Origin of the sequence: Leisingera aquaemixtae, from assembly GCF_001458395.1 — a bacterium.
GTDB classification, from domain to species: domain Bacteria; phylum Pseudomonadota; class Alphaproteobacteria; order Rhodobacterales; family Rhodobacteraceae; genus Leisingera; species Leisingera aquaemixtae.
Map to the genome: position 1 here is coordinate 294,220 of NZ_CYSR01000011.1, position 24,045 is coordinate 318,264.

The 24,045-nt window shown below is 60.5% G+C and carries 21 protein-coding genes, 2 tRNA genes and 1 pseudogene; 19 read left to right on the forward strand and 5 right to left on the reverse strand.

Annotation, left to right across the window (positions count from 1 at the left end):
• Positions 1 to 51: 51 nt before the first annotated feature.
• Positions 52 to 126, reverse strand: a tRNA-Thr gene (locus PHA8399_RS07135).
• An 85-nt stretch (positions 127 to 211) separates the two neighbouring features.
• On the opposite strand from PHA8399_RS07135, the gene PHA8399_RS22635 reads away from it, so the two are divergent.
• From PHA8399_RS22635 to hisD, 4 genes are all read left to right on the forward strand, one after another.
• A complete protein-coding gene (locus PHA8399_RS22635; protein ID WP_008556790.1) occupies positions 212 to 367 on the forward strand; it encodes a hypothetical protein in 156 nt (51 codons plus the stop codon).
• A 6-nt stretch (positions 368 to 373) separates the two neighbouring features.
• Positions 374 to 1,642, forward strand: a complete 1,269-nt coding sequence (gene murA, locus PHA8399_RS07140; protein ID WP_058285475.1) for a UDP-N-acetylglucosamine 1-carboxyvinyltransferase — start codon at positions 374 to 376, stop codon at positions 1,640 to 1,642.
• Entirely contained in the window at positions 1,642 to 2,118 is a 477-nt protein-coding gene (locus PHA8399_RS07145) for a DUF2948 family protein (RefSeq protein WP_058285476.1), read from the forward strand. Before murA ends, PHA8399_RS07145 begins: the two co-directional genes overlap by 1 nt.
• 207 nt (positions 2,119 to 2,325) lie before the next feature.
• Complete coding sequence (gene hisD / locus PHA8399_RS07150; protein WP_058285477.1) at positions 2,326 to 3,627, forward strand: histidinol dehydrogenase; 1,302 nt, start codon at positions 2,326 to 2,328, stop codon at positions 3,625 to 3,627.
• Between the two features lie 84 nt (positions 3,628 to 3,711).
• Here the strand turns inward: hisD and PHA8399_RS07155 are convergent, their stop codons facing one another.
• Positions 3,712 to 4,470, reverse strand: a complete 759-nt coding sequence (locus PHA8399_RS07155; RefSeq protein ID WP_058285478.1) for an SDR family oxidoreductase — start codon at positions 4,468 to 4,470, stop codon at positions 3,712 to 3,714.
• Positions 4,471 to 4,629: 159 nt separating this feature from the next.
• Between PHA8399_RS07155 and PHA8399_RS07160 the strand changes: the two genes are divergently transcribed.
• The 12 genes from PHA8399_RS07160 to PHA8399_RS22250 all read left to right on the forward strand — a co-directional run bounded on the left by PHA8399_RS07160 (position 4,630) and on the right by PHA8399_RS22250 (position 12,492).
• Positions 4,630 to 5,109, forward strand: coding sequence for a UPF0262 family protein (locus tag PHA8399_RS07160; RefSeq protein ID WP_008555698.1), 480 nt, complete (start codon positions 4,630 to 4,632; stop codon positions 5,107 to 5,109).
• A gap of 3 nt (positions 5,110 to 5,112) precedes the next feature.
• Positions 5,113 to 5,571 (forward strand): arsenate-mycothiol transferase ArsC, encoded by a 459-nt coding sequence (locus tag PHA8399_RS07165; RefSeq protein WP_058285479.1) that lies wholly within the window; start codon positions 5,113 to 5,115, stop codon positions 5,569 to 5,571.
• A complete protein-coding gene (locus tag PHA8399_RS07170; RefSeq protein ID WP_058285480.1) occupies positions 5,568 to 5,966 on the forward strand; it encodes a ketosteroid isomerase-related protein in 399 nt (132 codons plus the stop codon). Before PHA8399_RS07165 ends, PHA8399_RS07170 begins: the two co-directional genes overlap by 4 nt.
• The gene (locus PHA8399_RS07175; protein ID WP_058285481.1) at positions 5,963 to 6,598 is read left to right on the forward strand and encodes a GNAT family N-acetyltransferase; all 636 of its coding nucleotides are present in this window, start codon (positions 5,963 to 5,965) and stop codon (positions 6,596 to 6,598) included. Before PHA8399_RS07170 ends, PHA8399_RS07175 begins: the two co-directional genes overlap by 4 nt.
• 115 nt (positions 6,599 to 6,713) lie before the next feature.
• Complete coding sequence (locus PHA8399_RS07180) at positions 6,714 to 7,592, forward strand: carbon-nitrogen hydrolase family protein (protein ID WP_058285482.1); 879 nt, start codon at positions 6,714 to 6,716, stop codon at positions 7,590 to 7,592.
• Between the two features lie 83 nt (positions 7,593 to 7,675).
• Positions 7,676 to 7,894 carry a translation initiation factor IF-1 gene (infA, locus tag PHA8399_RS07185; RefSeq protein WP_005620785.1) on the forward strand — a complete coding sequence of 73 codons (219 nt, stop codon included), beginning with the start codon at positions 7,676 to 7,678 and terminating at the stop codon, positions 7,892 to 7,894.
• 178 nt (positions 7,895 to 8,072) lie between these two features.
• A complete protein-coding gene (locus PHA8399_RS07190; RefSeq protein WP_058285483.1) occupies positions 8,073 to 8,654 on the forward strand; it encodes a Maf family protein in 582 nt (193 codons plus the stop codon).
• Positions 8,651 to 9,673 carry a ribonuclease E/G gene (locus tag PHA8399_RS07195; protein WP_058285484.1) on the forward strand — a complete coding sequence of 341 codons (1,023 nt, stop codon included), beginning with the start codon at positions 8,651 to 8,653 and terminating at the stop codon, positions 9,671 to 9,673. The genes PHA8399_RS07190 and PHA8399_RS07195 overlap by 4 nt, the downstream gene beginning before the upstream one ends.
• Positions 9,670 to 9,873 carry a DNA gyrase inhibitor YacG gene (locus PHA8399_RS07200; RefSeq protein ID WP_058285485.1) on the forward strand — a complete coding sequence of 68 codons (204 nt, stop codon included), beginning with the start codon at positions 9,670 to 9,672 and terminating at the stop codon, positions 9,871 to 9,873. The genes PHA8399_RS07195 and PHA8399_RS07200 overlap by 4 nt, the downstream gene beginning before the upstream one ends.
• Positions 9,874 to 9,954: 81 nt before the next feature.
• Positions 9,955 to 10,029, forward strand: a tRNA-Phe gene (locus PHA8399_RS07205).
• Positions 10,030 to 10,453: 424 nt separating this feature from the next.
• Entirely contained in the window at positions 10,454 to 11,062 is a 609-nt protein-coding gene (locus PHA8399_RS07210) for a plasmid pRiA4b ORF-3 family protein (RefSeq protein WP_058285486.1), read from the forward strand.
• An 821-nt stretch (positions 11,063 to 11,883) separates the two neighbouring features.
• Positions 11,884 to 12,492, forward strand: coding sequence for a hypothetical protein (locus PHA8399_RS22250; protein WP_145976992.1), 609 nt, complete (start codon positions 11,884 to 11,886; stop codon positions 12,490 to 12,492).
• Between the two features lie 572 nt (positions 12,493 to 13,064).
• Here PHA8399_RS22250 and PHA8399_RS07220 read toward each other — a convergent pair.
• Positions 13,065 to 14,669, reverse strand: a complete 1,605-nt coding sequence (locus PHA8399_RS07220) for an AAA family ATPase (RefSeq protein WP_158509254.1) — start codon at positions 14,667 to 14,669, stop codon at positions 13,065 to 13,067.
• A 2,384-nt stretch (positions 14,670 to 17,053) separates the two neighbouring features.
• Between PHA8399_RS07220 and PHA8399_RS07230 the strand changes: the two genes are divergently transcribed.
• Together PHA8399_RS07230 and PHA8399_RS07235 are read left to right on the forward strand one after the other, a co-directional pair.
• Positions 17,054 to 19,462 (forward strand): CHASE3 domain-containing protein, encoded by a 2,409-nt coding sequence (locus PHA8399_RS07230; protein ID WP_439330520.1) that lies wholly within the window; start codon positions 17,054 to 17,056, stop codon positions 19,460 to 19,462.
• Positions 19,463 to 20,559: 1,097 nt separating this feature from the next.
• A complete protein-coding gene (locus PHA8399_RS07235) occupies positions 20,560 to 21,039 on the forward strand; it encodes an SDR family oxidoreductase (RefSeq protein ID WP_082649479.1) in 480 nt (159 codons plus the stop codon).
• A gap of 50 nt (positions 21,040 to 21,089) precedes the next feature.
• On the opposite strand, the gene PHA8399_RS07240 is transcribed toward PHA8399_RS07235, so the two are convergent.
• Positions 21,090 to 23,057 (reverse strand): alpha/beta hydrolase, encoded by a 1,968-nt coding sequence (locus PHA8399_RS07240; RefSeq protein WP_082649480.1) that lies wholly within the window; start codon positions 23,055 to 23,057, stop codon positions 21,090 to 21,092.
• Positions 23,058 to 23,222: 165 nt separating this feature from the next.
• Positions 23,223 to 23,438, reverse strand: a pseudogene (locus PHA8399_RS21865) (transposase domain-containing protein); the annotation flags it as partial.
• Positions 23,439 to 23,506: 68 nt separating this feature from the next.
• On the opposite strand from PHA8399_RS21865, the gene PHA8399_RS22255 reads away from it, so the two are divergent.
• The gene (locus tag PHA8399_RS22255) at positions 23,507 to 23,896 is read left to right on the forward strand and encodes a hypothetical protein (protein WP_145976994.1); all 390 of its coding nucleotides are present in this window, start codon (positions 23,507 to 23,509) and stop codon (positions 23,894 to 23,896) included.
• The last annotated feature ends 149 nt before the right edge of the window (positions 23,897 to 24,045 follow it).

Below are 24,045 nucleotides of genomic sequence, written 5' to 3' on the forward strand. Positions count from 1 at the left end.
AAAACACTCGGCCCAGTTTCAAGCCTTTGAAAACACTGATGTTTTGGAAGATGGTGCTGCTGGAGAGAATTGAACTCTCGACCTCTCCCTTACCAAGGGAGTGCTCTACCTCTGAGCTACAGCAGCGCCGGTGAGGGGGCTTTTAGGCATAAACGCGGGGGGGTGCAAGAGCATTCTGGACGGTTTTTTCGCACTAAGTTACAGAAGTTCTATGGCAGAGAAGAAAACACCGAAAAACGACGGATCTGCGGCCTCCCGAGAAGACCGGCTGAAGGCCGCGCTCAAGGCCAACATGGCCCGGCGCAAGGCCCAGGCCAAGGCGCGGGCTGATAAGCAGGACCAGGACACAGGTAAGAGCGGAGAGTAAGAGCAGATGGATTCGATTCTGGTAACGGGCAATGGCCCGCTGAACGGGCAGATCCCGATCGCGGGCGCCAAAAATGCCTGCCTGACCCTCATGCCGGCGACGCTGCTCAGCGACGAGCCGCTGACGCTTACCAATGCGCCGCGGCTCAGCGACATCAAGACGATGACCCTGCTGCTGCAGTCCCTGGGGGCCGAAGTGTCCAGCCTGCAGGACGGCCAGGTGCTGGCAATGTCGAGCCATGACCTGACAAGCCATGTCGCCGACTATGAAATCGTGCGGAAAATGCGGGCTTCCAACCTGGTGCTGGGCCCGATGCTGGCCCGTCAGGGCCAGGCCGTGGTGTCGCTGCCGGGCGGCTGCGCCATCGGCGCGCGGCCGATGGATCTGCACATCCACGGACTTGAGGCGCTAGGCGCCGAGATCGAGCTGAAAGACGGCTATCTGCACGCCAAGGCGCCGGGCGGCCTCAAGGGCGCGGTGGTCGAGCTGAGTTTTGCCTCGGTCGGCGCCACCGAAAACATCATGATGGCGGCCACGCTTGCCAAGGGCACCACAGTCATCAAGAACGCGGCACGCGAGCCTGAGATCGTCGACCTGGCGGACTGCCTGCGCAAAATGGGCGCACAGATCGAGGGCGACGGCAGCCCGGACATCACCATTCAGGGCGTTGACCGGCTGCATGGCGCAACTCACCAGGTGGTCACCGACCGGATCGAGCTTGGCACCTATATGCTGGCCCCCGCGATTTGCGGCGGCGAGGTCGAACTGCTGGGCGGCCGCCGCAGCCTGCTGGAAAGCTTCTGCGACAAACTGGAGATGGCCGGCATCGAGATCACCGAAAACGAAAACAGCCTGACCGTCAGCCGCAAGAACGGCCGGGTCCGGGCGGTGGACGTGGTGACAGAACCTTTCCCCGGTTTCCCGACCGACCTGCAGGCGCAGATGATGGCGCTGATGTGCACCGCCGAAGGCACCTCGGTGCTGGAAGAGAAGATCTTTGAAAACCGCTTTATGCACGCCCCGGAACTGGTGCGTATGGGGGCGCAGATCGAGGTGCATGGCGGCCATGCCACGGTAACCGGCGTCGAGAAGCTGAAAGGCGCGCCCGTTATGGCCACCGACCTGCGGGCTTCGGTCTCGCTGATTCTGGCTGGCATGGCAGCAGAAGGCGAAACCAAGGTGAGCCGTGTCTACCACCTGGACCGCGGCTATGAGCATGTGGTGCGCAAGCTGTCCGGCGTTGGTGCCAAAATCGAACGGATCAAGGAGCAGTGATGGCGGATGCAAGTTTCGAGGACGGCCGCGAGGTTCCGCTGAATTTGGGCGCCCTGGAGGAAGAGGACCTCAAGGTCCTCTCCTCACTGATCCAGGATGCTGTTTTCCCGGCAACCGAAATGAGCTGGCGCGCCTCGCAGCGCCGCTTTGCCCTGCTTCTGAACCGTTTCCGCTGGGAGGACCGCGACGCTGCAGAACGCCGCGGCCGCGCCTATGAACGGGTGCAGTCGCTGCTGGTGGTGGACAATGTGCTGCGGGTGGCCTCGCAAGGGGTCGACCGCAAGGACAAGGATCTGGTGCTGTCCCTTCTTGCCGTCAGTTTCGAACCCGGCGAGGACGGCACCGGCCACGTGCTGCTCACCTTGGCAGGCGACGGGGCGATCCGGTTGTCGGTCGAGGCGCTGGAAGTCTCCCTGCGCGACGTGACCCGGCCCTACCGCGCCCCCTCGGGGAAGGCACCGGATCACAAATCCTGACCAGCGCAAAACAAGCCCGGCCTCTCCCGGGCCTTTGCAGTAAGGCAGCGCAACCGGACTGGCGGTCCGGGGGCATTGGCCGCCGGTCCAAAAGGGGGCGGCGTCCCGCGATTGCGTCCATTTGCGCCGCGCGTGCCCATGCATCTTGAGCCCATAGATCTTGAGACTGCCCGGTCATGCAGCTATGCGAGGGCAAAGGAGATCCCGATGCCGCAGTTTCTGAACACCCGTGACACCGATTTCGAAGCATCCTTCACGGCGCTGCTGGGTGCCAAGCGCGAGGACAGCCCGGATGTGGACGCCATCGTGGCCGGGATCATCGCGGACGTGCGCGCCCGCGGCGATGCGGCGCTGGTGGAGCTGACGGCCAAATTCGACCGGCTGGACCTGGCGCCCGCGCAGCTGCGCATCACCGAAGCGGACGTTGATGCCGCCATTGCCGAAGTCTCCCCCGAAGAACGCGCCGCACTGGAGCTGGCGGCAGACCGCATCCGCGCCTATCACGCGCGCCAGATGCCGGAGGATGCGCAGTGGACGGATGAGGCCGGCGCAACGCTGGGCTGGCGCTGGTCTGCGGTGTCGGCTGCGGGGCTTTACGTGCCGGGCGGGCTTGCGTCCTACCCGTCATCGGTGCTGATGAACGCCATCCCGGCCAAGGTGGCCGGTGTCGAGCGGCTGGCGGTCACGGTGCCAACGCCGGACGGTCAGATCAACCCGCTGGTGCTGCTGGCGGCACGGATTGCCGGAGTCGATGAAATCTACCGCGTTGGCGGTGCGCAGGCCGTGGCGGCGCTGGCCTATGGCACCGAAACCATCGCGCCGGTGGACAAGATCACCGGCCCCGGCAACGCCTTTGTCGCGGCGGCCAAGCGGCGGGTGTTCGGCAAGGTCGGCATCGACATGATTGCTGGCCCCTCGGAGATCCTGGTGATCGCCGACAAGGACAACAACCCGGACTGGATCGCGCTGGACCTGATGAGCCAGGCCGAACACGACGAAAGCGCCCAGTCGATCCTGATCACCGACGACGAAGGCTTTGGCCGCGCGGTGGCGGAGGCGGTGGACAAACGCCTGGAGACGCTGGAGCGCCGCGCCATTGCCGGCGCCTCCTGGCGCGATTTCGGGGCGGTGATCACCGTGCAGGATCTGGGTGAGGCGGCGGCGCTGTCCAACCGCATCGCGCCGGAGCACCTGGAGCTGTGCGTCGCCGACCCGGTTGCGCTCAGCGAAAAGACGGTACACGCGGGCGCGATCTTCCTGGGCCAGTACACGCCCGAAGCCATCGGCGATTATGTCGGCGGCCCGAACCACGTGCTGCCGACCGCGCGCTCGGCGCGGTTCTCCTCCGGCCTGTCGGTGCTGGATTTCCTCAAGCGCACGACGCTCAGCCAGATGACACCGGATGCGCTGCGCGCCATTGGCCCGGCGGCCGAAGTGCTGGCGCAAAGCGAAAGCCTGGAGGCGCACGGTCTGTCCGTCACCGCACGTCTGGATGCGCTGAACGGGTAAGGGGTCGGAGGGGCGCTGCCCCTCTGCGCGCGGGGCGCGCATTCACCCCGGGATATTTCCAGCCAGAAGAAAAGCCGCGCGCCCTCAGTAGTGCGCGGTATAGCCGCCATCCACCGCCAGCACCTGTCCGGTGATGTAGGACGCGGCAGGGGAGGCGAGGAACAGAACGGCGGGCGCCAGCTCCTCAGGCTCGCCCCAGCGGCCGAGGGACGTGGCGGCCTTGAGCTTTTCCGCAATCGCCGGGTCCGCCGCCGCGGCCATATTGGGCGCGGTCTTAAAAAAGCCCGGGGCGATTGCATTTACGGTGATGCCCATCGGCCCCAGCTCTGCCGCCAGCGCCCTGGTCATGCCGTTGATACCGGCCTTGGCGGTGGTGTAGGCGGCGTCGCCCGCCTGCGCGATCAGGCCCGCGATCGAAGAGATGTTGATGATGCGGCCATATCCCTTGGGGGCCATCTGCGCCGCTGCCAGCTGGCTCAGGCGGAAGGGCGAGACCAGGTCGACCTCCCACAGCGCCTGCAGGTCGGCGCGGGAGAACTCCGGCAGGCTGCGGCGGTCGCGCTGGCCGACGTTATTGACCAGGATATCGAGCCCGCCTGCCGCCGCGATGTCTTCCATCGACGCAACGCAAGCCTCTTCATTTGCCACATCCAGAATAAGCGGGCGGGCGGTGCCGGGCATCCGGGCCGCTGCCGCTGCCGCCCGCTCCTCGCTGCGGCCGTTTACCCAGACCTCGGCACCGGCTTCGGCCAGCAGCCGGGCGGCGGCAAAGCCCAGGCCGTCCGTGGAGCCGGTCACCAGCGCGCGCTGGCCTGCGAGGGAAAACTGTTCAAGCGCTGTCATGGTCCTGTCTCCTGCACGGGGCAGGCTGGGCAGGCGGGCGCTGTCTGTCAAGCGCTGCCGCATACCGGCCTTGCTGTGACGCCTGCTGCTGCATTGCCCAAGGCGCGCCGGTGCGATACTCATGGCCGGACGCCTTAGCGCATATAGAGACAAAGACCCATGAGCCGCATCAGCCACATCGAACTGGACGACCGCAACCTGCCGCCTCCGACCCCTGAGATCGAGCAGGAGCGCAAGGTGGCTATCTATGACCTGATCGAAGAAAACAGCTTTACCCTGCCGTCCCGCGAGGACCGCGATCTGCCTGAAGGCCCGTACCATCTGGGCCTGGCAATCCGCGACAAGCGGCTGGTGTTCGACATCAACACCGAAGCAGGTGAGAAGGCCGCGGAATTCCACCTGTCACTGTCGCCCTTCCGGCAGGTGGTGAAAGACTACTACCAGATCTGCGAGAGCTATTTCACCGCGGTGAAGACCATGCCGCCAAGCCAGATCGAGACCATCGACATGGCCCGGCGCGGCATCCACAACGAAGGCAGCCGGGTGCTGCAGGAGCGGCTGGAGGGCAAGGCCGAGGTCGACACGGATACCGCCCGCCGCCTGTTCACCCTGATCTGCGTTTTGCATTTCGGAGGCTGACGGGTGAAGGAGCTGCCGCAGTCCGTTCTGTTCTGTTGCGACCACAATTCGGTCCGCTCTCCGATGGCGGAGGGCATCATGAAGAAATTCTATGGCACCGGCACCTATGTGCAGTCGGCCGGCGTCAAGAACGACATGGAAATCGACGGCTTCTCCATCGCGGTCTGCCAGGAAATAGATGTCGAGCTGTCGCGCCACCGCTCGCGCTCCTTTGACGAGATGGAGCGCTGGGGCGATGACCTGTCGTCGTTTGACCTGGTGGTGGCGCTGTCGCCCGCCAGCCAGCGCCGGGCGCTGGAACTGACCCGTTTTTTTCACCTCGATGTCGAATATTGGCCGATTATGGACCCAACCGGGCTCGGCGAGACCCGCGAAGCCAAGCTAGATATCTACCGTCAAACACGGGATCAAATCATCCAGCATCTGAAAAACCGCTGGGGCGAACCGACGGAGAGAACATGACCGACACCATCGCGCGCTATTTCGAAGCCTTCAATGCAGGCGACACCGGTGCCATGCTGGACTGCCTGGACGAGCAGATTGCCCATCACGTCAATGAGGGCAAGATCCGCGCGGGCAAGGATAAATTCGCGGAATTCTGCGCCCACATGAGCCGCTGCTACAAGGAAGAGCTGACCGATATGGTGATCTTTTCCAATGAGGACGGTACCCGCGCGGCGGCCGAATTCATCGTCAACGGCACCTATCTGGTGACCGACGAAGGCCTGCCGGAAGCCAAGGGCCAGACCTACCGCCTGCCGGGCGGGTCGTTCTTTGAGCTGAAGGACGGCAAGATTTCCCGCGTCACCACCTATTACAACCTGGCGGACTGGATCGCCCAGGTCTCCGCCGGATGACACTCCGGGTCGAAGCGATGACCGGCGCGGCGCTGGAGGCCGCGCTGGACGACGTGGCGGGCCTGCGGATCAAGGTGTTCCGGGCCTGGCCGTATCTCTATGACGGCGATCTGGCCTATGAGCGCGCATATCTGCAAAGCTACCGCAACAGTGACCGCGCCGTTGTGGTCGGCGCTTTCGACGGCGATGCGCTGGTCGGCGCCTCCACCGGCGCGCCGCTGGCTGATCACGCGGATGATTTCGCGGCGGCCTTTGAGGGCACTGGCGTTGAGCTGAAGGACGTCTTCTACTGCGCCGAATCTGTGCTGCTGCCGGAGTACCGCGGGCAGGGTGCCGGCCACGGTTTCTTTGACGCGCGAGAGGCGCACGCGCGCAGGCACGGTTTCCGCAAATGCGCGTTTTGCGGCGTGCAGCGTCCGGCGGACCATCCGCTGCGCCCGGCGGATTACGCGCCGCTGGACCCGTTTTGGCGCAAGCGCGGCTACCAGCCCCTGGCTGGCGCCATCGCGCATTTCTCATGGAAGGACGTCGATCAGGCGGAAGAAACGAAGAAGCCGCTGCAATTCTGGATCCGGGATTTGCAGCACTGCCGGCCCGGTTTGGCCGGAGAGCCTTCTGCCGGTCCGCTGTAAGAGGGGTGCACAGGGGGTGCACAGGGAGTGTACGGAAGGCACCCCCCGTTTTCGAAGACCCTCAAAAGCAGCCGGGCCTATCTGCACAGCAGGAATTGCACAAAGGGAAGACAGGATGAAAATCGCCACTGCCGCTTACCCGCTCGACTGGCTCGACAGTTGGGCGCAGTACGAAGACAAGCTGGCCGCCTGGGTGGCAGAGGCCGCCGGGAACGGCGCCGAACTGCTGGTGTTCCCGGAATACGGCGCGATGGAGCTGTCCACCCTGGACGGGGCCGCGGTTGCAGGCGATCTGGCGCAGTCGATCCATTCGGTCTCGGAAAAGATGGAGGATGCGGCGGCGCTGCACCTGAGGCTGGCCGCTGAGTACGGGGTGCACATCCTGGGCGCATCTGCGCCCGTGAACAGCGGGCTGGACCAGCCGGTGAACCGGGCGGAATTCTACACGCCCGGCGGCAGCCGCGATCACCAGGACAAGCAGATCATGACCCGGTTCGAGCGCGCGCCGTGGGGCATCGCTGGGGGCGGCCCGCTCAAGATCTTCGAGACCAGCCTGGGCAGAATCGGTGTGCTGATCTGCTATGACAGCGAGTTCCCGCTGCTGGGCCGTGCCCTGGCGGAGGCGGATGTGATTCTCGTCCCCTCCTGCACCGAGGCGCTGGCCGGATACTGGCGGGTGCGCATCGGCGCGATGTCGCGGGCGCTGGAAAACCAGTGCGTGACCGCAATGGCCTCCGTCGTGGGCAACAACGCATGGTCCGAGGCGGTGGATACGAATACCGGAATGGGCGGCATTTTCGGCCCGCCGGACAATGGGTTCCCCGGAACCGGGGTGCTCGCCGAGGGCGTGCTCAATCAGCCGGGCTGGACCTACGGCGAGGCTGATCTGGACACAATTGCCCATGTGCGGGCCGATGGCGGGGTGCTGAACCGGCTGCATTGGGAGGAGCAGATGCCGCGGGTGAAATCAGTCACAAAAGCCGTGTTATCCTGATTGAGGCCTTGAAATATTGGGAAAATGCCCCCATTTAAGCGCACGTCCCGCAGTTTGCGGGTTAACCCAATGATGGAGACAACATGGCCAAGGAAGATACGCTCGAATTTCCCGGTGTCGTGAAGGAACTCCTGCCTAACGCGACGTTTCGGGTCGAGCTGGAAAACGGCCATGAAATCATCGCGCATACGGCAGGCAAGATGCGCAAGAACCGCATCCGTGTTCTGGCCGGCGACCGGGTCCAGGTGGAAATGACACCCTATGACCTCACCAAGGGCCGGATCAACTACCGCTTCAAGTAAGCCGTTGATCTGCCAAGACAATCAAAGCCCGGCATCGCGCCGGGCTTTTGTTTTTGAAGCGGCTTTGCAGCCGCGGCCTCTGGCGGGGATATTTTAGGCAACAGGAAGCGGGCCAGTGCGCTTTTCCGCGGCCGGAAATCACCGTATGACAGGCGCGAACAGTCAAGAGGGCCAATGCATGGCATTCATTCTGGGATCGGGCAGTCCGCGGCGGCTGCAGCTTCTGGCGCAGTTAGGCGTGCATCCCGACGCTGTGCGCCCGCCGGAAATCGACGAGACACCGCTGAAAGGCGAGCTGCCGCGCGACTATTGCGCCCGGGTGACGCGGGAAAAAACGCAGGCTGTCCCCGCGGGAACGGACGATATTGTCCTGTGTGCCGACACCACCGTCGCCCTGGGCCGCCGCATCCTTGGCAAGCCGCGCGATGCAGGAGAAGCGGCCGCGTTCCTTCTCGCCTTGTCGGGCCGCCGCCACCGGGTCATCACTGCCGTTGCCGTGCGCCGCGGGGACCGGATCTGGGAAAAAGACGTGGTGAGCCAGGTGAAAATGAAAAACCTGTCTGACGAGGAGCTGAATGCCTACCTCGCCACAGGCGATTGGGAAGGCAAGGCCGGCGCCTATGCCATCCAGGGGCCCGCCGGGGCCTTCATTCCGTGGATCAGCGGCTCCTTCACCGGTATCGTCGGGCTGCCGCTGTCAGAAACTGCCAATCTTCTGCGCGCCGCCGGGCTGCCGCTGTATCAGGAGGCTGCCGCATGAAGGGCCGCACCGTTATTCTCGACCACATCCAGGACCGTGAAGCCGCCGCGCTTATGGTGGATGGCAAACTGGAAGATTTCCTGATCGAAAGCGATGCGCCTGCGCCCGGCACCATCTACCGCGCCCGCGCCGACCGGCCGGTGAAGGGGCAGGGCGGCATGTTCCTGACCACGCCTGACGGCCCGGCCTTCCTGCGTCAGGTCAAAGGATTGGCACCGGGGCAAATGATCCTGGTGCAGGTCTCCGGCTACGCCGAGCCGGGCAAGGCGATCCCGGTCACCCAGAAGCTGCTGTTCAAGAGCCGCTATGCGATCGTGACGCCGGAGGCCCCTGGTCTGAACATCTCGCGCAGCATCCGCGACGAGGAAGAGCGCGACCGCCTGCTGGAGATCGCCCACGAGGAAATGGGGGACACGGGCTATGGCCTGATCCTGCGCTCTGCCTGCGCCGGGGCGGACCGCGAAGAGATCGCCGAGGATGTCGCGGCTATGGCAGCTATGGCGGCTCAGGTGATGCAGGATGAAGGAGCCGAAGCGGAAGTGCTGTCCGAAGGCGACACCCCGCATCTGCTGGCCTGGCGGGACTGGGTCGAGCCCGCGGATATCGAGCAGGATCCAGGCGGATTTGAACGCCTGGGCGTTCTGGATGCGCTGGACATTGCCCGGGGTATCCGCGAGCCGCTGCCGGGCGGCGGTTCCCTGTTTATCGAGCCCACCCGCGCCCTGGTCGCGGTGGATGTGAACACCGGGTCCGACACCTCGCTGGCGGCAGGTGTGAAGGCCAATATGGCGGCCGCCAAGGCCTTGCCGCGTGCCCTGCGCGTCAGGGGTCTGGGCGGCCAGATCGTGCTGGACCTGGCGCCGATGCCCAAAAAGGACCGCCGCGGGTTCGAGACCGCGCTGCGGGCCGCCTTCCGGGCCGATTCCGAGGAAACGGTTCTGGCCGGCTGGACCAGCCTTGGCCACTACGAACTGCAGCGCAAACGCGGCCGCATTGCCCTGAGTGAGGTGCTGAGATGAGCTGTCCGATTTGCGGCGGGGAATCGCAAAAGAGCTTTCGGCCGTTCTGCTCCAAACGCTGTGCCGATATCGACCTTGGGAAGTGGCTGACCGGTGCCTACTCGGTGCCCAGCCAGGATCCGGAAGACATTGAAAACGCTTTGGAAGAAGCGGAGCGCGCACTGGCATCCGAAGAAAAGACGCAGCAGACGCGTCATTAGCAATTTTCTTTGAAAAACCCTCTGGACACCGCCGCGCCCTCGGCATAGAAGGCCTCCACCCAAGGCGATCAGCCTTCCCGTGCCCGGGTAGCTCAGGGGTAGAGCAGTGGATTGAAAATCCTCGTGTCGGTGGTTCGATTCCGCCCCCGGGCACCACTTCAAATCATTGAAATATTTGAAGTTTTTCCAAAGCGTAGTGGTGTTGCGAAAAGCTGCGTATTGCTATGGGGACGCACTGGGGACGCAATTTCTCTCGCGTAGCCATCGGGGCCTTCACTACCTTTCACCTACTGTTAGGCTTCTCCGAGAGAAGCCGAGTGTGCTGTTTCTATAGCAGCCCGTTCAACTGATTCGTTTGCCAGTCTCTGAGACGAGAGTGACACCTGCCATTGAGGCCTGTGCAAACTTGACGAGGCGAGCGTCGCGCGACGCCTATGTGGGTGCTGGACTTACCGTTGTTTCACGACCACGAGTGAGTTCAAGTCCTACGTCAATCGTCTCTCGGCATCCGGACCAGGTATAGCGGCGGAATAGAGGGAAAGGTGCTGGTCGCCCTCTCGGCCGCAATCAAGGAGGCATCATGGCAGATCAAATCGCGCGACTTCGGGTGGAACTCCTGCACATCGAACCACGCATCTGGCGGAGGGTGGAGGTCAGCCTGACCACAAACCTAAGCGCCTTGCATGAACTCATCCAAGCCGTAATGTCGTGGGAGAACGATCACCTTTATCAATTCTCGATCGGAGAGCGCTTCTATGGGGAACCCGGTCCCGAGGATGCAGTATTGGGACACAAGGCTTACCATGCCAAGTATATGCGGTTGGGAACCTTGGTCGGGCGCGGCATCGCAGAGTTCCAGTACACCTACGATTTTGGTGACAACTGGCAGCATAGCATTGCCATCGAACACATAGGCGTCGCGGATCCAGATGTAGACTATCCCATATATCTGGATGGTGAGCGCACCGCGCCGCCAGAAGATGTGGGTGGTCCGCCCGGTATCATGGATTTCTTGGAGGCCATGGCCAATAACCATCACCCGGAACACAAAAACATGATCCGCTGGTACGGGCGCCCCTTCAATCCGATAGATTTCAGCGCATCAGAGGTTGCCGCGACCGTCCGCGACATTGCGGCGAAAAGGAAAGTTGCGAGGCTGGCGTTTGAGCGGAGTCGGCAGGAGAGGTAAGTTGGGGCTCCGCCTGCGCTTGACGTTTCAAGCGGGCGGCGCCTCTGGTGTCAACAGCGGCACCAAACCCAGCCACACGGCGGTTACCTCCGTGCTTCGCAGTTTTCCAACGGGTCCAACTGCTGTTACAGCCCCGGCCTTGCGCGAGCCGGTCATTCTCGCCATTAATCTCCAAGATATCGATATCGTGGGCGAGACGCGCATCCCCGGCAACATTTCGCAAGCCTTACCGCGAGTGGCGCCCAGGGGAAATTCATGACCTGCTCTGGCTTCCACACTCAGAACGAAATTAAGAGTACACTGATACACCTTGAGCTGTTTGATCGCACCTAAAGCAATCCCGCTGCTCAGAGGCTGGCTGTCCGATTCGAGCCTCAGAGCAGGTTGAACGCCCGCTTACATTTGGTTTGTACTTCCAGAAATCTGTGCCCTGCCGCGGAACAGATTCACAAGACCGCAAACCCCGTCGCAAACTTGTCAGCAATTCTCAGAGCGATGCATTCTGGCGCCCATCCAGGTTTCCTCGACGCTCCAGCAAACTGAACATATCAATTAATTGGAGAGCGATTCAAAAAAAATCCACATTAAGATGAAAAGTACTCCTGCTTAGAGTACTCAAGAGTACTCTGATTTGGGATGCTGTCCGGACTGCGGCGGTCCGCCTGCCGGCCGCTTGGCAGGAAAGGTTTGGCAGTTTCATTTCAAGTTGTGAAACGGAGCCCGAACCAGCGCATGTCATGCTCAGTCCTTTCACACTCAAGAGCATGGCTGAAGCGCTCGTGTCCTGGGCTCGCTTCCGGGAGAGCGATACAAGGAGCCCAATGACAGGTGCCGAATTGAACCGCTTTGCCGAGCATCTACAAACGATTGATGTCTGGCCTTCGGCGGTTCTTTCCACCACCACGAAGGTCTACATGTGCTACACTCATGTCCTGACACCAGGATTTCGCTCGATAGCTTGCCAAGCAGTTTTGCGAGAGTTGAAGGGACGTGCGCTGATCGCTGGACCATGCCAGAAAAGGCCTTCCCAGTTCATCCCTGCAAGTTTGATCTACCAGACCGGCCTGAACATGATAGACGAAGCCCAGGCAGGCTCCAGCCATGACATCCACTCCGCAACCGTTTATCGGAACGGTCTCCTGCTGGCCATCGCGGCAGCAGTCCCCCTTAGGCGTCGCGCCTTGGCAAGCCTTGATCTGGCAACCAGCTTTCGCCTAGAAGAGCGCCCTGTCATCCAGCTCGATATTGCAGGACGTTTTTTGAAGCTCCGGGAGGGGCGAAAGAGCTTTGAGCGCTATCAGGCGCACCTCACCAGCCCTACTCCTCCGCATAGAACTGGGCGAATTGCGCTTTCAGACAATGCCGCGGGGAACCGGAGAGTGCGAGGGCTTGATCGAATATTCCCTGGCGGAGGCTCGCCGCTCTTTTAAGAAAGAGCGGTTTAATTTTTCTGTTGTGACGAGCAAGAAGCACAGGGGATATTGTATATAGCGCCCAGCGGCATGGTAGGTCGAACCAGGCCGAAGGCATGCCAAATGCGTGGAGAATGGTTCTCGCGATACAGATCGCGATGGAAATACCTTCGGGGCGGTCGGCGTTCCATGCGACGTCTTCGAGTAGTACAACATCTCTTTTGTTTGTGAGAGATAGAGGAGTGCCGTGACCCCAAAGGAGGGTGTGTAGAGCCGAAATACACAGCTTCTCCAGTTCGAGCCGCGCATCTCTTGACGGGAACCGATGCGGATTTAGAATTATGCATATAATAGTATCACCGAAGCCCTGTTCCCGCAGGCTGTCCATCAACCGACTGGCCAGATCAGCAGATTCCCCAAGGTATACCCGATCATCGGCGTGAAATGCGTAGAGGGCGGCCCCGCGAGGCTGCCAGTTGTCAAGATGTCGGCGCGGCATGCAGTAGATGTCCAAGAACGGGCTAAAGGGCAAAACCTGATGGAAAGTCATGCGGTGTCCTCCTGTTGTTGATGAAAAAGGACGGTGGGAGCTAGTTGCTGCCGGTGATCTGGCTGAGCCAAGGCCACAGCTCTTCAGCATTCATTTCGCGCTGAAGGATCAGCGCACCGGCAAGGCTCTCGAGCAGATCCCGGTGCGGCGCTAGGAGGTCTCGCGCATTTTGCTCGAACTGTTGGAGCTTGACGCGCACACGGTCCCAATCCGCCCTGGAAAGCCGCGCCATGTCGGGCTCACCGAGCCAGGCGGGGCCATGGATGCCGAGGCCGAACACCTGATCACAATGCAACTGCAGGCGGGTTGCACGTTCAAGATCGCTGCCCGGACCACCGCCACTGCCAGCGCTGACATCCCCGAGCACCAGGTGCTCCGCGGCACGCCCGGCGAGGAGGATTGCCATCTCGCCCTCGAACTCGTGGGTGGTGCCCTCGATGATCGCGGTTCCCCGGGTCGTCATCCCTACATCTTTCGTGATCACGATGCGTTCGACGGCCGATGCACCGAGCAGCAGTGCCGTGACAAAGGCGTGGCCGGCTTCATGCAGTGCAATGCGCCGCTCCAGAGCGGGGCGCTCCGGGCGGTTGCACTTCAGGTGCGCGGTAAAATAACTAGCATCGAAGGGGATGCCTTCGCGACGCGCCGTGGCCTTTGCCGCGCGGACCGTTGCGTCGATCTCCGCCGGCGTTTGGCCGACGCAGAGGCGTGCCAGACCCAACACCTCCTCGGGCTCCGTGAACACTTGCCGGAGCATGTGAGCGACCTGCCGAAGATGCGGCCGCCCCAGTTCGACGACTTTGTCGAAGCGCCCTGGTCTGCAAATGGCCGGATCAATCGTGTCCACGGCGTTGCAAGCTCCCAAGAGGAGGGTGCCGTCAACCGCAAGAAACTTGTCTATTTCTTTGAGCAGCACGTTGATTACTTGCCGGCGATAGTTGCTGTTGTGCTGATCTCGGCCGTCGCGCGACCCGAATGAGTCGATCTCGTCGATAAAAACGATGCAAGGACGCTGCGCAGCCGCCTGGGAAAATGTACCGAGCATGGCGTTAAGCATGTGCCCAAGATGTCCCCGTGCCTGCCATTCGGCTGCACTCGCGATGATGATCGGAAGGCCCGCCGATCTTGCGGTGGCCTGCGCAAGCATCGTTTTTCCTGTGCCTGGATCGCCGTAAAGAAGCAGCGAGCGCGGGATGTCAGACCAGCTCGCGGTACCCTGCAGGCAAGCCTGCACGTCAGCGGCGAGGGCCGCCGCCGCCTGGTGGGCAGCGGAATTGCCACCGATCTCTGCCAGTGTCAGGGCCTCCTCCCGGACAGGGCGACGTGGCCGTGTCAGCTTCTGCAGCTTGCGCGCCGCGTTTTGCGCTGTGGGCGCCCGTAGGGCCATGAGCAATGCCGGGTACTCGAGCCGCGCGAGGGTTTCACGGTCCGGGAGTAGACGCGCGTGCTCCGCCTCGCCTACCATGTTGTAGTGGTGCGTGATCAGCATAAATAGGATCTGCCGATCGACGGGGGCAAGGCGCTGCGCTTCGGGCAGAGCCCGCCGAAGGGGAGCGGAAAACTCGAACCCGTCTGGCACCAAGATGAGCATCGGTGCCGGAAACAGGAGCGCCTCCCGAATAGTGTCTTCGAAGACGTCGCGCATGTGGCTAGAGATGTCTCCAGAACTGCGGAACTGTGGTGCGCACAGTTGAAGCACGGGTTCGGCCGGATGACGGGGGCCGCGGGTGTATACGCGCATGTCCGGCGGCACTAGACTGTGTTTCAGAAGGTATTCCATCCCGCTCAGCTCGCGTGCGTTGATGCCGCCCAGCACCGTCACGGATCCGGAGCTGAGAACCTGACCCCGAAAGCACTGCTCCGAGCCCCAGGTCGCAGCCCATCGGATGAGCAGGAGTAGGTGGTCTGGGTGAGGCCCTATGGCATCAGTGTCATCGGAGTGCTTCTCCGCCCGGCTGGCGGCTGTGGCCACAGCGGGAGCGCCGGCATGAGCAGGCGAGCTGTCGCTGCCCGCGTGGTGGCGTCGAATCAGAGCACGGGCGAAAGGCGCCCACTCTGGCAGGCGGGGTTTGGGATGATCATCTGGGGAAGGGTCTATGGTCACTGTACGCTCCTCTCGGGAGGGTGCCCAATAGGGGGGGGCTGCGCGGGACGCAAGAGTCTAATTTTCCGTGTAGTGAATTGAAAATATTGATTTTTTTGTTTTCGCACATGTCAGTTTCGGGGTTTCTGAACGCAGGCCTGAGCCGCTTTGGTGCAGTGCGCCTCTTGTTCCATTGGCATCTCCAGCAGCGTAGCAAGTGCCGGGCTTGCGAAAATCAATTCAGCAGACAGTTTTTCGCATTGCGCCGATCCGGGGCGGCGGGCCGGAGTAACTTAATGCCACGTTCGGGATGCGATGTCCTACTGCTGGCGGCTTACGGCTTCGGCGAAGATAGTGGCGTTAGACAGCTTGGCATGGCCAAAACATTTCTGCAGCTAGTGGATTGGCACGCCCAGGACCGTGGCATGTACGCCAAAGCCTTGGCGCAGGTCCTTCTGACTGCGGTGTTTCGTGGAATGTTCCCGGTTCTTCAGGGCGAGTCTTGAGGGCCGTAAGCGGGGAGGCCATAGTGGCAGGCCTAAGCAAGATCGCGCTCTACCGGAATGTGCATCAGCTTGGTCTTGACCCGCCAGTTGAGAGCTCACTCATTGGTGGGAGCGCCGCTGCGGAGCATTTTCCGCGGCGGCTGGGCTCCTGATCCGACCCGAACTCCCCCGAAACGAGTTTGCGAAAAACTGGCTTTCGGAACGATGCCGTTTGACCGCCCTTGGGTTCGGAGACTGCGATGGGACAGCGTCAGCGACATAGCCGAGATCCTAGTTGATTGCCGACGAGTGTTTCTATGCCATTATCCGAAGATTACCTTTCCGGGTGCCCGCCGCAAAGCGCTTCAGCTGGTCGGCCACGTCCACAAAAATCGGCCGGGAACGCGCAACAGCGTGAATGTTGGCGCCGACTTATGGGGTTTTCGACCGGTGAGCCTGTCAGAGATCGAGCAGCGTGCCCGAAGTTTGCCTGTGAACCATTACTGGGAAGCGGTGGAACCTGGTTGTGATCTATGAACCGTCGGTTGCAGCTGTCCGGGCCGCATCGGTGCAGCCTCAAGGGGACCGCAAGCGCGAAACCAACTGTGCCTCCCATCCAAAGCGGCCTATCAACCGCTCATGCACATTGACGGCAACGCTGCGGTCAGCACCAGTGGCGGCGAAGCGCAGAAAGCGCCATTTGCAGAGTCACACTCCTGTCGCCGGTCGGCCGCGCAAACCGACTTCAAATAGCTGCGGCGCGTCCCGTCATTCCTGCCGTTCGCTGTAATTGCAAAGTTACAGGCCGAACGACCTCATCTTGTCGGAACGAGGCGGACGTAGCGTTTCGGCGGATCGGGCGAGCAACTTGAAACCGCTGCAGGTGCTCAGTTCCGCGATCTTGACAGGAAAAACTGACGTTCATCACCCGATGATGTTCAGTTGGCCCGCACTTGGGTTGAGAAGGCGGCTGGCTGTGCGAAGCAAGGCATCGCAGCCGAAGCAACAGACCAACGAGAGGAGTTCCTCTGCTCGTGTAAGTACCGCCAGAACGGCAAGCCGCGATTTGTGTCCGCTCTGGACCGCGCAGAATCACAATCAAGGCGGACGCCCGCCCCCCCTTAGCAAAACCAGCGTTAAACCGGATGATCATGGCAACGAGCTCGCCCTGATCAAACTTGGGCGCCTCACGCGGAAACACTACCGTGACCGTCATTAAGGGGTTGGTAACCATATTCAAGTTGTGCGGATATTTAGTGTATCAAGGATGAAATTCATACTACATGCGTCCCCAAGCTCTATTTTTTCTTTGCTCTAATTATCAAAAGGCAGCATTCGGCCGCGCAATAAAGTTGCGAAAGGAAGCGAGGCGTTACATGGGATTTGATGCATTGAACTTTTTGGAAACTTTTTTGATGAAGTAATGAATTGTTCAGTGAGTTTTGCCTTGAGGAGGCACGTATAATGAAAACAAGCGAATCAACCAAAAGAAGAAATTGGATTTTTAAATTCTCCAACTGGTCCACCAAGGCAAAAGTATTGGTAGCCACGGCAGCGCCATTGGTACTGACGCTGGGAATTGGAATTGTCGCGCAAATGAACCTCGCAAAAATGGCGGAGACCTCCGGCTGGGTCGAGCACACCCAAAAGGTTCTGAAGCAGGGCGACACGATTGTAGCTTCTGCAGTGGACATGGAAACCGGCATGCGGGGCTATCTTCTGGCGGGCGAAGAGACGTTCCTGGCGCCGTACCATAGTGGCGAAACAAATGTTTATTCTTCATTGGACTCCTTGCGGACAACAGTCAGTGATAACCCGCCTCAGGTTGAGCGCCTGGCAGAGGCCGAAAATATCCTGAGGGAATGGCAATCGGAAGTGGCTGAACAGCAAATCGCTATGCGCCGCGCCATTGGAAACTCCCAAACTATGGTCGATTTGGCGCGCAAGGTTCAAAAGGCTGAGGGAAAACAATATTTTGATCGGTTTAGAGCCCTCGCGGCTGAATTTATAGAAGTGGAAGAAAAGCTTTTGGAGCAACGCACCTCCGAATTCTACAAGCTTCTGGACCGTGGTGAAACCACGGGAGCGACCATCCGGAATGCCATGGGCATGGTGAACCATACTCACGAGGTTATCGAGCAGGCCTTGAGTATTGTAGGTGCTGCAGTAGACATGGAGACCGGGATGCGCGGCTTTCTCCTGGCCGGCAAGGAAGAATTTCTTGAACCCTACGAGGCGGGCGGACAGGCAATTGAGAGCCTGATCCAGAACCTCGCCGAGACTGTAAGCGATAATCCCCCCCAAGTGGAACGTCTGCATGAAATACAGACCGTCATCGCTGAATGGCGCGCAAAAATCGTGGTGCCGATGCTGGATCTGCGCCGAGAGATCGGCAATGCGGAAACCATGGATGACATGGCGCGTCTTGTTGGTGAGGAACGCGGCAAGCACTTCTTCGACCAGTTTCGCAGCATCATGAGCGAGTTCGCATCGATAGAGCAGACGCTGATGCAAGAACGCAGGCAGGCCAATGTTGAAACGTCCTCGAACACCCGATTTCTGATTTTGGGTGCGGTCGCGGCGGCAGTGCTGATCGGGGCGGCCGTGTCCCTGATTATCGGATCCAGCATCGGCAATGCCGTGCGAGCCGTCACCCAGTCAATGGGGCGCCTTGCGGAAGGCGATACCGCTGTGGAAATCACCGGCCAGAGCCGAGGGGATGAAGTCGGCGCAATGGCACGTTCCCTGAATGTGTTCCGCAATTCCCTGGTTCGTGAAAAGGAACTGGAAGAGGCGCAACGGGCGCGTGACGCACAGCAGGCCGAGGTCGTCCGGGAGCTCAGCGGCCGTCTCTCCGATCTGTCACGGGGAGACCTGACAGCGAATATCAGCCAGTCCTTCCCGGAGGATTACGAGCAACTCCGCAAGGACTTCAACACCACCGCGGCCACGCTCAGCCAGACAGTGTCTCAGGTGATTTCGGCCTCTTCGAGCATCAGGAATGGTGCGGCTGAAATCAGCCAGTCCTCCGACGATTTGTCCAACCGCACCGAAAGCCAGGCGGCAACACTGGAAGAAACCGCGGCGGCGCTCGATGAACTGACTGCAAGTGTCAAATCCGCGGCCGAAGGCGCGCGCAGTGTGGAAAGCATCATGGGCGAGGCCAGAGCGGAGGCTGAAAACAGCGGCATAATTGTGAAGGATGCGGTTTCGGCGATGACCGAAATTGAACAGTCTTCGGCAAAGATCTCCCAGATCATCGGCGTTATCGATGACATTGCCTTCCAGACAAACCTGCTCGCTCTTAACGCCGGTGTGGAAGCGGCAAGAGCTGGTGAGGCTGGGCGTGGTTTCGCGGTGGTCGCCTCCGAAGTGCGCGGCCTGGCTCAGCGTTCGGCGGACGCTGCAACCGAGATCAAGACGCTGATCAACGACGGCAGCAAACAGGTTACCCACGGCGTTGAACTGGTTGGCAAGGCCGGCGGCGCACTGAACAACATTGTGGAAAGAGTGAACCACATTTCCCAGCTGGTTTCCGATATCGCCGAGGGGGCTGCCGAGCAATCAACGGGCTTGGGCGAGATCAACACCGGTGTAGTTCAGCTCGACAAGGTGACCCAGCAAAACGCGGCCATGGTGGAGCAGTCTACGGCGGCCGGCCACATGCTCAGCGGCGACGCTACCAAGCTGGCGGAACTGGTAGCCCGTTTCAAAATACGCGAGGAAGGTTTTGCGAATACGCCCTACGATAGACAAGCGGCAGAAGCTACCTTAGGCGGAAATGAATGGCAATCAACCGAGCATGCCCCTTCCATTGCCACAGCTAGTGTTGATGGCAATGCTGCCAAAGATATGTGGCAGGAATTTTGAAACAGGTAGTTTCTTTCACCGGCTGCCAGAGTTTGTTTCTCTGGCAGCCGGCGGAAAGGCAAGAGTGAACAGCCGGACGGTGCGGCCACGTTTCTCAGGCTTGCACCACCAGCCATGCGCTGTCGCAAAACACGGCTCTTCGCGTGCCGGTTGTTGTGAGTTTTCGGCCGGTATGCGGCTTAATAACGAAAGCCGACTGCCGCCCGTTCGACGAGCAACCCCAGGGAGAGATGGTACATGGGCGAGGGGCAAGTTTGGACTTCGACCGGGTTGCTACACCTGAGAAACAGACAGGCCAGGGCAGCTGCAGTTCAGGGCTCGTCACCGCCCTTTCGACCAAAAGACGATTTTTGAACAGCGTTTTCGCTCTATGGTGGACTCCATTTGTCCAGAAGGTAAGTTTCCGATGACAGTTAATTTACTGCGGATTTCTCCAGTTCCGAAGATGGACCAAGATGTACGGCTTCGAATGCAGCGCAAAGGCTGGAGTGAGAGCGTACAGGCCAAGGTAATGCGTAGGTTGATTTTGCGAAGGCTTAAAGAACTCTACGGTAGAACTCCCAGACCCACCTAGCAAATAGAAAAATCGCTATGGGCCGCCGTGGCCCTTGGCGGCGTTTTGCGGTCCCCATTTTGCAACATTCGCTAACTGCGCTTCGTCTTCACCGGCGTCCCCTCAGCATCACAAGTTGTGACAACGCATTTCCGAGCGTCAGCTTTCAGTAAGGTGATTACGAAAATTTGCACCTTCAGAGGAGCGGGCGCTGCGCCAGGCTCGAAGGTCCGTGAAGGGCTGACAGCAGTCACCTAACTGCGGTAATAGTTATGCGTTAGGGTTGTCTTAGGATGTACTAAAAGCCCTCCTAGAGGCCAAAGGATCAACACAGTCACGGCGATGATGTACTCAGCCGTTTAGGGGAAGTTGTAATATGCCTACCCCATCTTCAAGGGTGAACATCATGGTAATCGCGGCTACTGAACCGCACCGGGGGTCCCGCCAGTGCTGGATATACGCGAATACCCAGATCGGGCTGGATCCGGGCGATCCTTTTCCGTAGGGCTTCACCCTCTCCGACACCAGGGCTGTCGGATCGCCCATGCTGGCGAAGGCACGCCGCGCAGAAACGCAGCTGGCGGGAATTTTCCTGCCCGTCACGTTGAGAGGCGATTGCATGCAGACACTTTCGGGAATAACCGTTCCGGCCGACAACGCCGGAATCCTCTTGCATGTGAGCGCTGCCGAGCCGCTTGAAGACCGGTTCGCCGTCGGGGCGCGCGAAATGCAGGGGAATTTTTCTCCGCCTCAGAACTGTGCCGCGCGGCCGACCATCACTTCCGCACCTCCGGCGGCGGGGCAAATCGCCTGCAACACCGCCAAGGCCGCAGTGACCGCTTTCCTCCAAAACCTCGCGCGCAACTATGTCCCGGACAAGATCAGGGTCAATGCGGTCTGCCTTGGCGCGGCGCGCACGCCGATGCTGGAAGACAACCTGGCGCGCACCGGCCAGACTCGCGCGGAACTGAACGCGCTGGTGCGCTGCGAACCGACCGGACGCGATGAACTGCTATGCCGCTGAACTGCTGCTGCCCCTTGCAGGACTGGCGGAGGAGAGGGCATCCCTTTGGATCAGGGGCACTTACGCGTATGTTTTGAAATCCGCCAGTAGCGGATGCCGTTGCGGGTGGTCTTTTCGAGGCCGCGGGCACAGGCTGACGCTCCGTGGTTGAGCAACATTGCGAAGTCCTTCAGCGCTCTGGGTCTGTCAAATGTGTAGGTATGGTTTCCGCACAGTTTTCCGTCCCGGACATAGGTCGCGTCCACGGTCTCAAGGCCACTGAGAACGATCAGATGGGGCCCGCCTTGCCCCGCGCGCGGCTGGTCGTTGTTGAACCTGTGCGCCGAGAATTTCAACGGGCAGTCTTCCCGATGCGAATAGAGCGTAATTGGATGCTTATGCCCTGAACGCTTGATCATGTCGGAGAATGCCTTTCCCGACACGTCAGGGGCCACAAATACAGCGCGCATCAGCGGGCCGCTCGCTCCCCGGGCGAATTGGTAAACGGTCTCGACGCCCAGCCGGCCGCCCATACTATGGGCCGCGAGATCTATCGTCATCCCGTTGCTTGCTTGCGTCAGGTTCCTCAGAAATCCTTCCAGCCTGCGGCGGCTGTCGTCGATGTGCTGCGCGTCTGCCAGATACGCCGAGCGCTCCCCCCATGATGGCCAGCTCCACAAAAGAACCGGGCCCTGCCAGCCAATATCTTCGGCCACGGCGATGACCCGCTGCAAAGCCTTTTCAAAGGAGTTGTTGTACCCGTGAATGAAAAGCAAGACACGTTCGGCTCCCAGAGGCTGCGCCAGATCTGAAATGCAGTCGTCGTCAGCACTGAGGCGTCCAGCAAGGGAGATGCTGCCGGCGTAAAGATTGTCGCTGTCCCGCCGTCCATTCTTCTGCCAGTCTACCCGGCCGCAGTGGAAGCGCGCTTCCGTGATTTGCTCGACCCCGAATTCGGTGGCGAGGTTTCCTGTATAATTGCGTTCGCGGTCGGTTGCGAAGTAAATCAGAGGCTTGCCTTCCGGCCCCAGAAACCCCTCGTCATCGGGGTTGGGCTCAGGCCGCGGGCCACTGGCCTCCTCCAGGGCCGCTTCAAACAGTTCGAGCGCAAAGGCACGGTTTTCTACCTGCTCCGCCCAGGCCGAAGCCATCCGCTGCCGGCCCTCTTCACCCGCCACTTCGGCAAATGGAATGGCATTCACTCCCAGTTCGGCAAGCTGGTTCTGCAATGCCTCGATGTCGTTCTCCGCGTTGGCGAAACTCCGTTCTTCAATTTGCAATAGCGCGCTGCGGATTTGGCGCCGTTCCTGTTCGGACAACGCGCCCCAGGTTTCAGGGCGGACCAATACTGCCAGAACCAGGGAAGAGTATCCGGTGAGAACGCTTTGCGGCTGTTGTTCTGCCACGAAGCTTGCAACATCTTCGCTCCACAGAGTCTCGGCAATTTCGATATTTCTGTTCTGAAGAGCCCTTGGTAATTCCTGAATTTCAACGCGCTGCAGGTCGGCGCCAAGGGCGTCGAGGCCGGTGCCGTCGGGCGCAAACTCAAACGCCATGAGGCCGTCGAACTCTTCGGCCGTGTTGAGGTCCAGGGATGAAATGAGGCTGCTGGTCCCAAGACTGGCAAAGGACAGGGTAAAGAAGTCTTTTTGCCCCAAATCCATCAAGGCGGCATCCCTGAACCCGGTTTCCAGAAGTCTTGCCGTGCCGCCGGGGCCAAGCCCGCCAAATGGCTGGTGAAGGATACTGGCCACTCCCAATTGCCGTTCGTCAGGGTCCAAGGCCTGATACAGTGGCACGAACCCCAGATCGGCCTCCCCTGCCTGCAGCAGGTCTTTCACGGGCCGGTCAGTGAGCAGCAACTCCACCGCGCGGCCAAACTGTCGCCAGGCCTCCGCCTCAACCACCAGTTCTGCCAGTTCCCGCGGCACTTGCCTGTCGCTCACAGACATCGCGATTCGCAAATCCGCATTCTCCTGAGCGACCGCAGGACTTGCTGCCGTCGCCACCACCAAAGCACACAACCATCCGCGCCACATGGGTGATAATCCTTTAGTTGAGCTGGGCTGAATATATCACATCTCAGGCGTTCTTTAAAATTTGCCGCGGCTGGATTTGCCTTGAACAGTGAAAGATAGAAATTTAGGGCCCGGAAATCGTAACCGTCCGGCGAAGGCGCTCTGGTACGGTGGCGGTGCTGCTTGCTACGCTGCGGCAGCAGCGTAGTGCCATGGCATGAGTTCGTTCAGGCGAGTGATCTTATGATCTGCGATCTGGGCCAGAACCCAGGTAAGCCAGGCTTGCGGATCTACGCCGTTCATCTTGACGGTTTCGATCGGGGTATAGGCGGTGGCAGCTGCGTTGCCGCGACCTTCGGAGCCGACGAACAGGTAGTTTTTGCGGCCTATGGCCAGTTCCCGTTCATTCTGCCCATGTCGGGCAAGTTTACCGGGTTCATTATCGATGGCATGCCTATTTTGGCTCGGACGTGAAGGTTTTCCGCACGCTCAATCGCGGTGATGGCCAACATGTTGGGATCGAGCGCGATGCGGGGATCGCGATCCTGGCACCCGCTTGGATTCTGGATGCTTCGGTTTGTCAGAGTTTCGAGCTTGGCGCACCTTTGGTGTCCACGGATGCGCTTTTCGAACTTCATTCGGTTCTCGGGCACCTCGGTTTCCGGCGAGGGTTGAATGGTGACGAGTCACCCATGGAGGCCCCGAATGAAGCATCACAGATCCTCGACACCAGCCCAGTTGCCGCTGCCGTTATCGCCGGCACCATCGCTGACGGAACCGGAATACCGGTCGATGGTGACAGCCCTGGCGCAATTGCTGCTGACCGCGGCAAAAACCGGTCCGGGAGGGCACAGCAATGAATGACATGGCCCTCACGTTTCCACCGGAACTGCTGAAGCGTCAGGCGGTGATCTACGTGCGCCAGTCGACGCAGAGCCAGGTTATGACGAACCTCGAAAGCCAGCGCCGGCAATACGATCTTGTCGAGATGGCCCGCGGATATGGATTT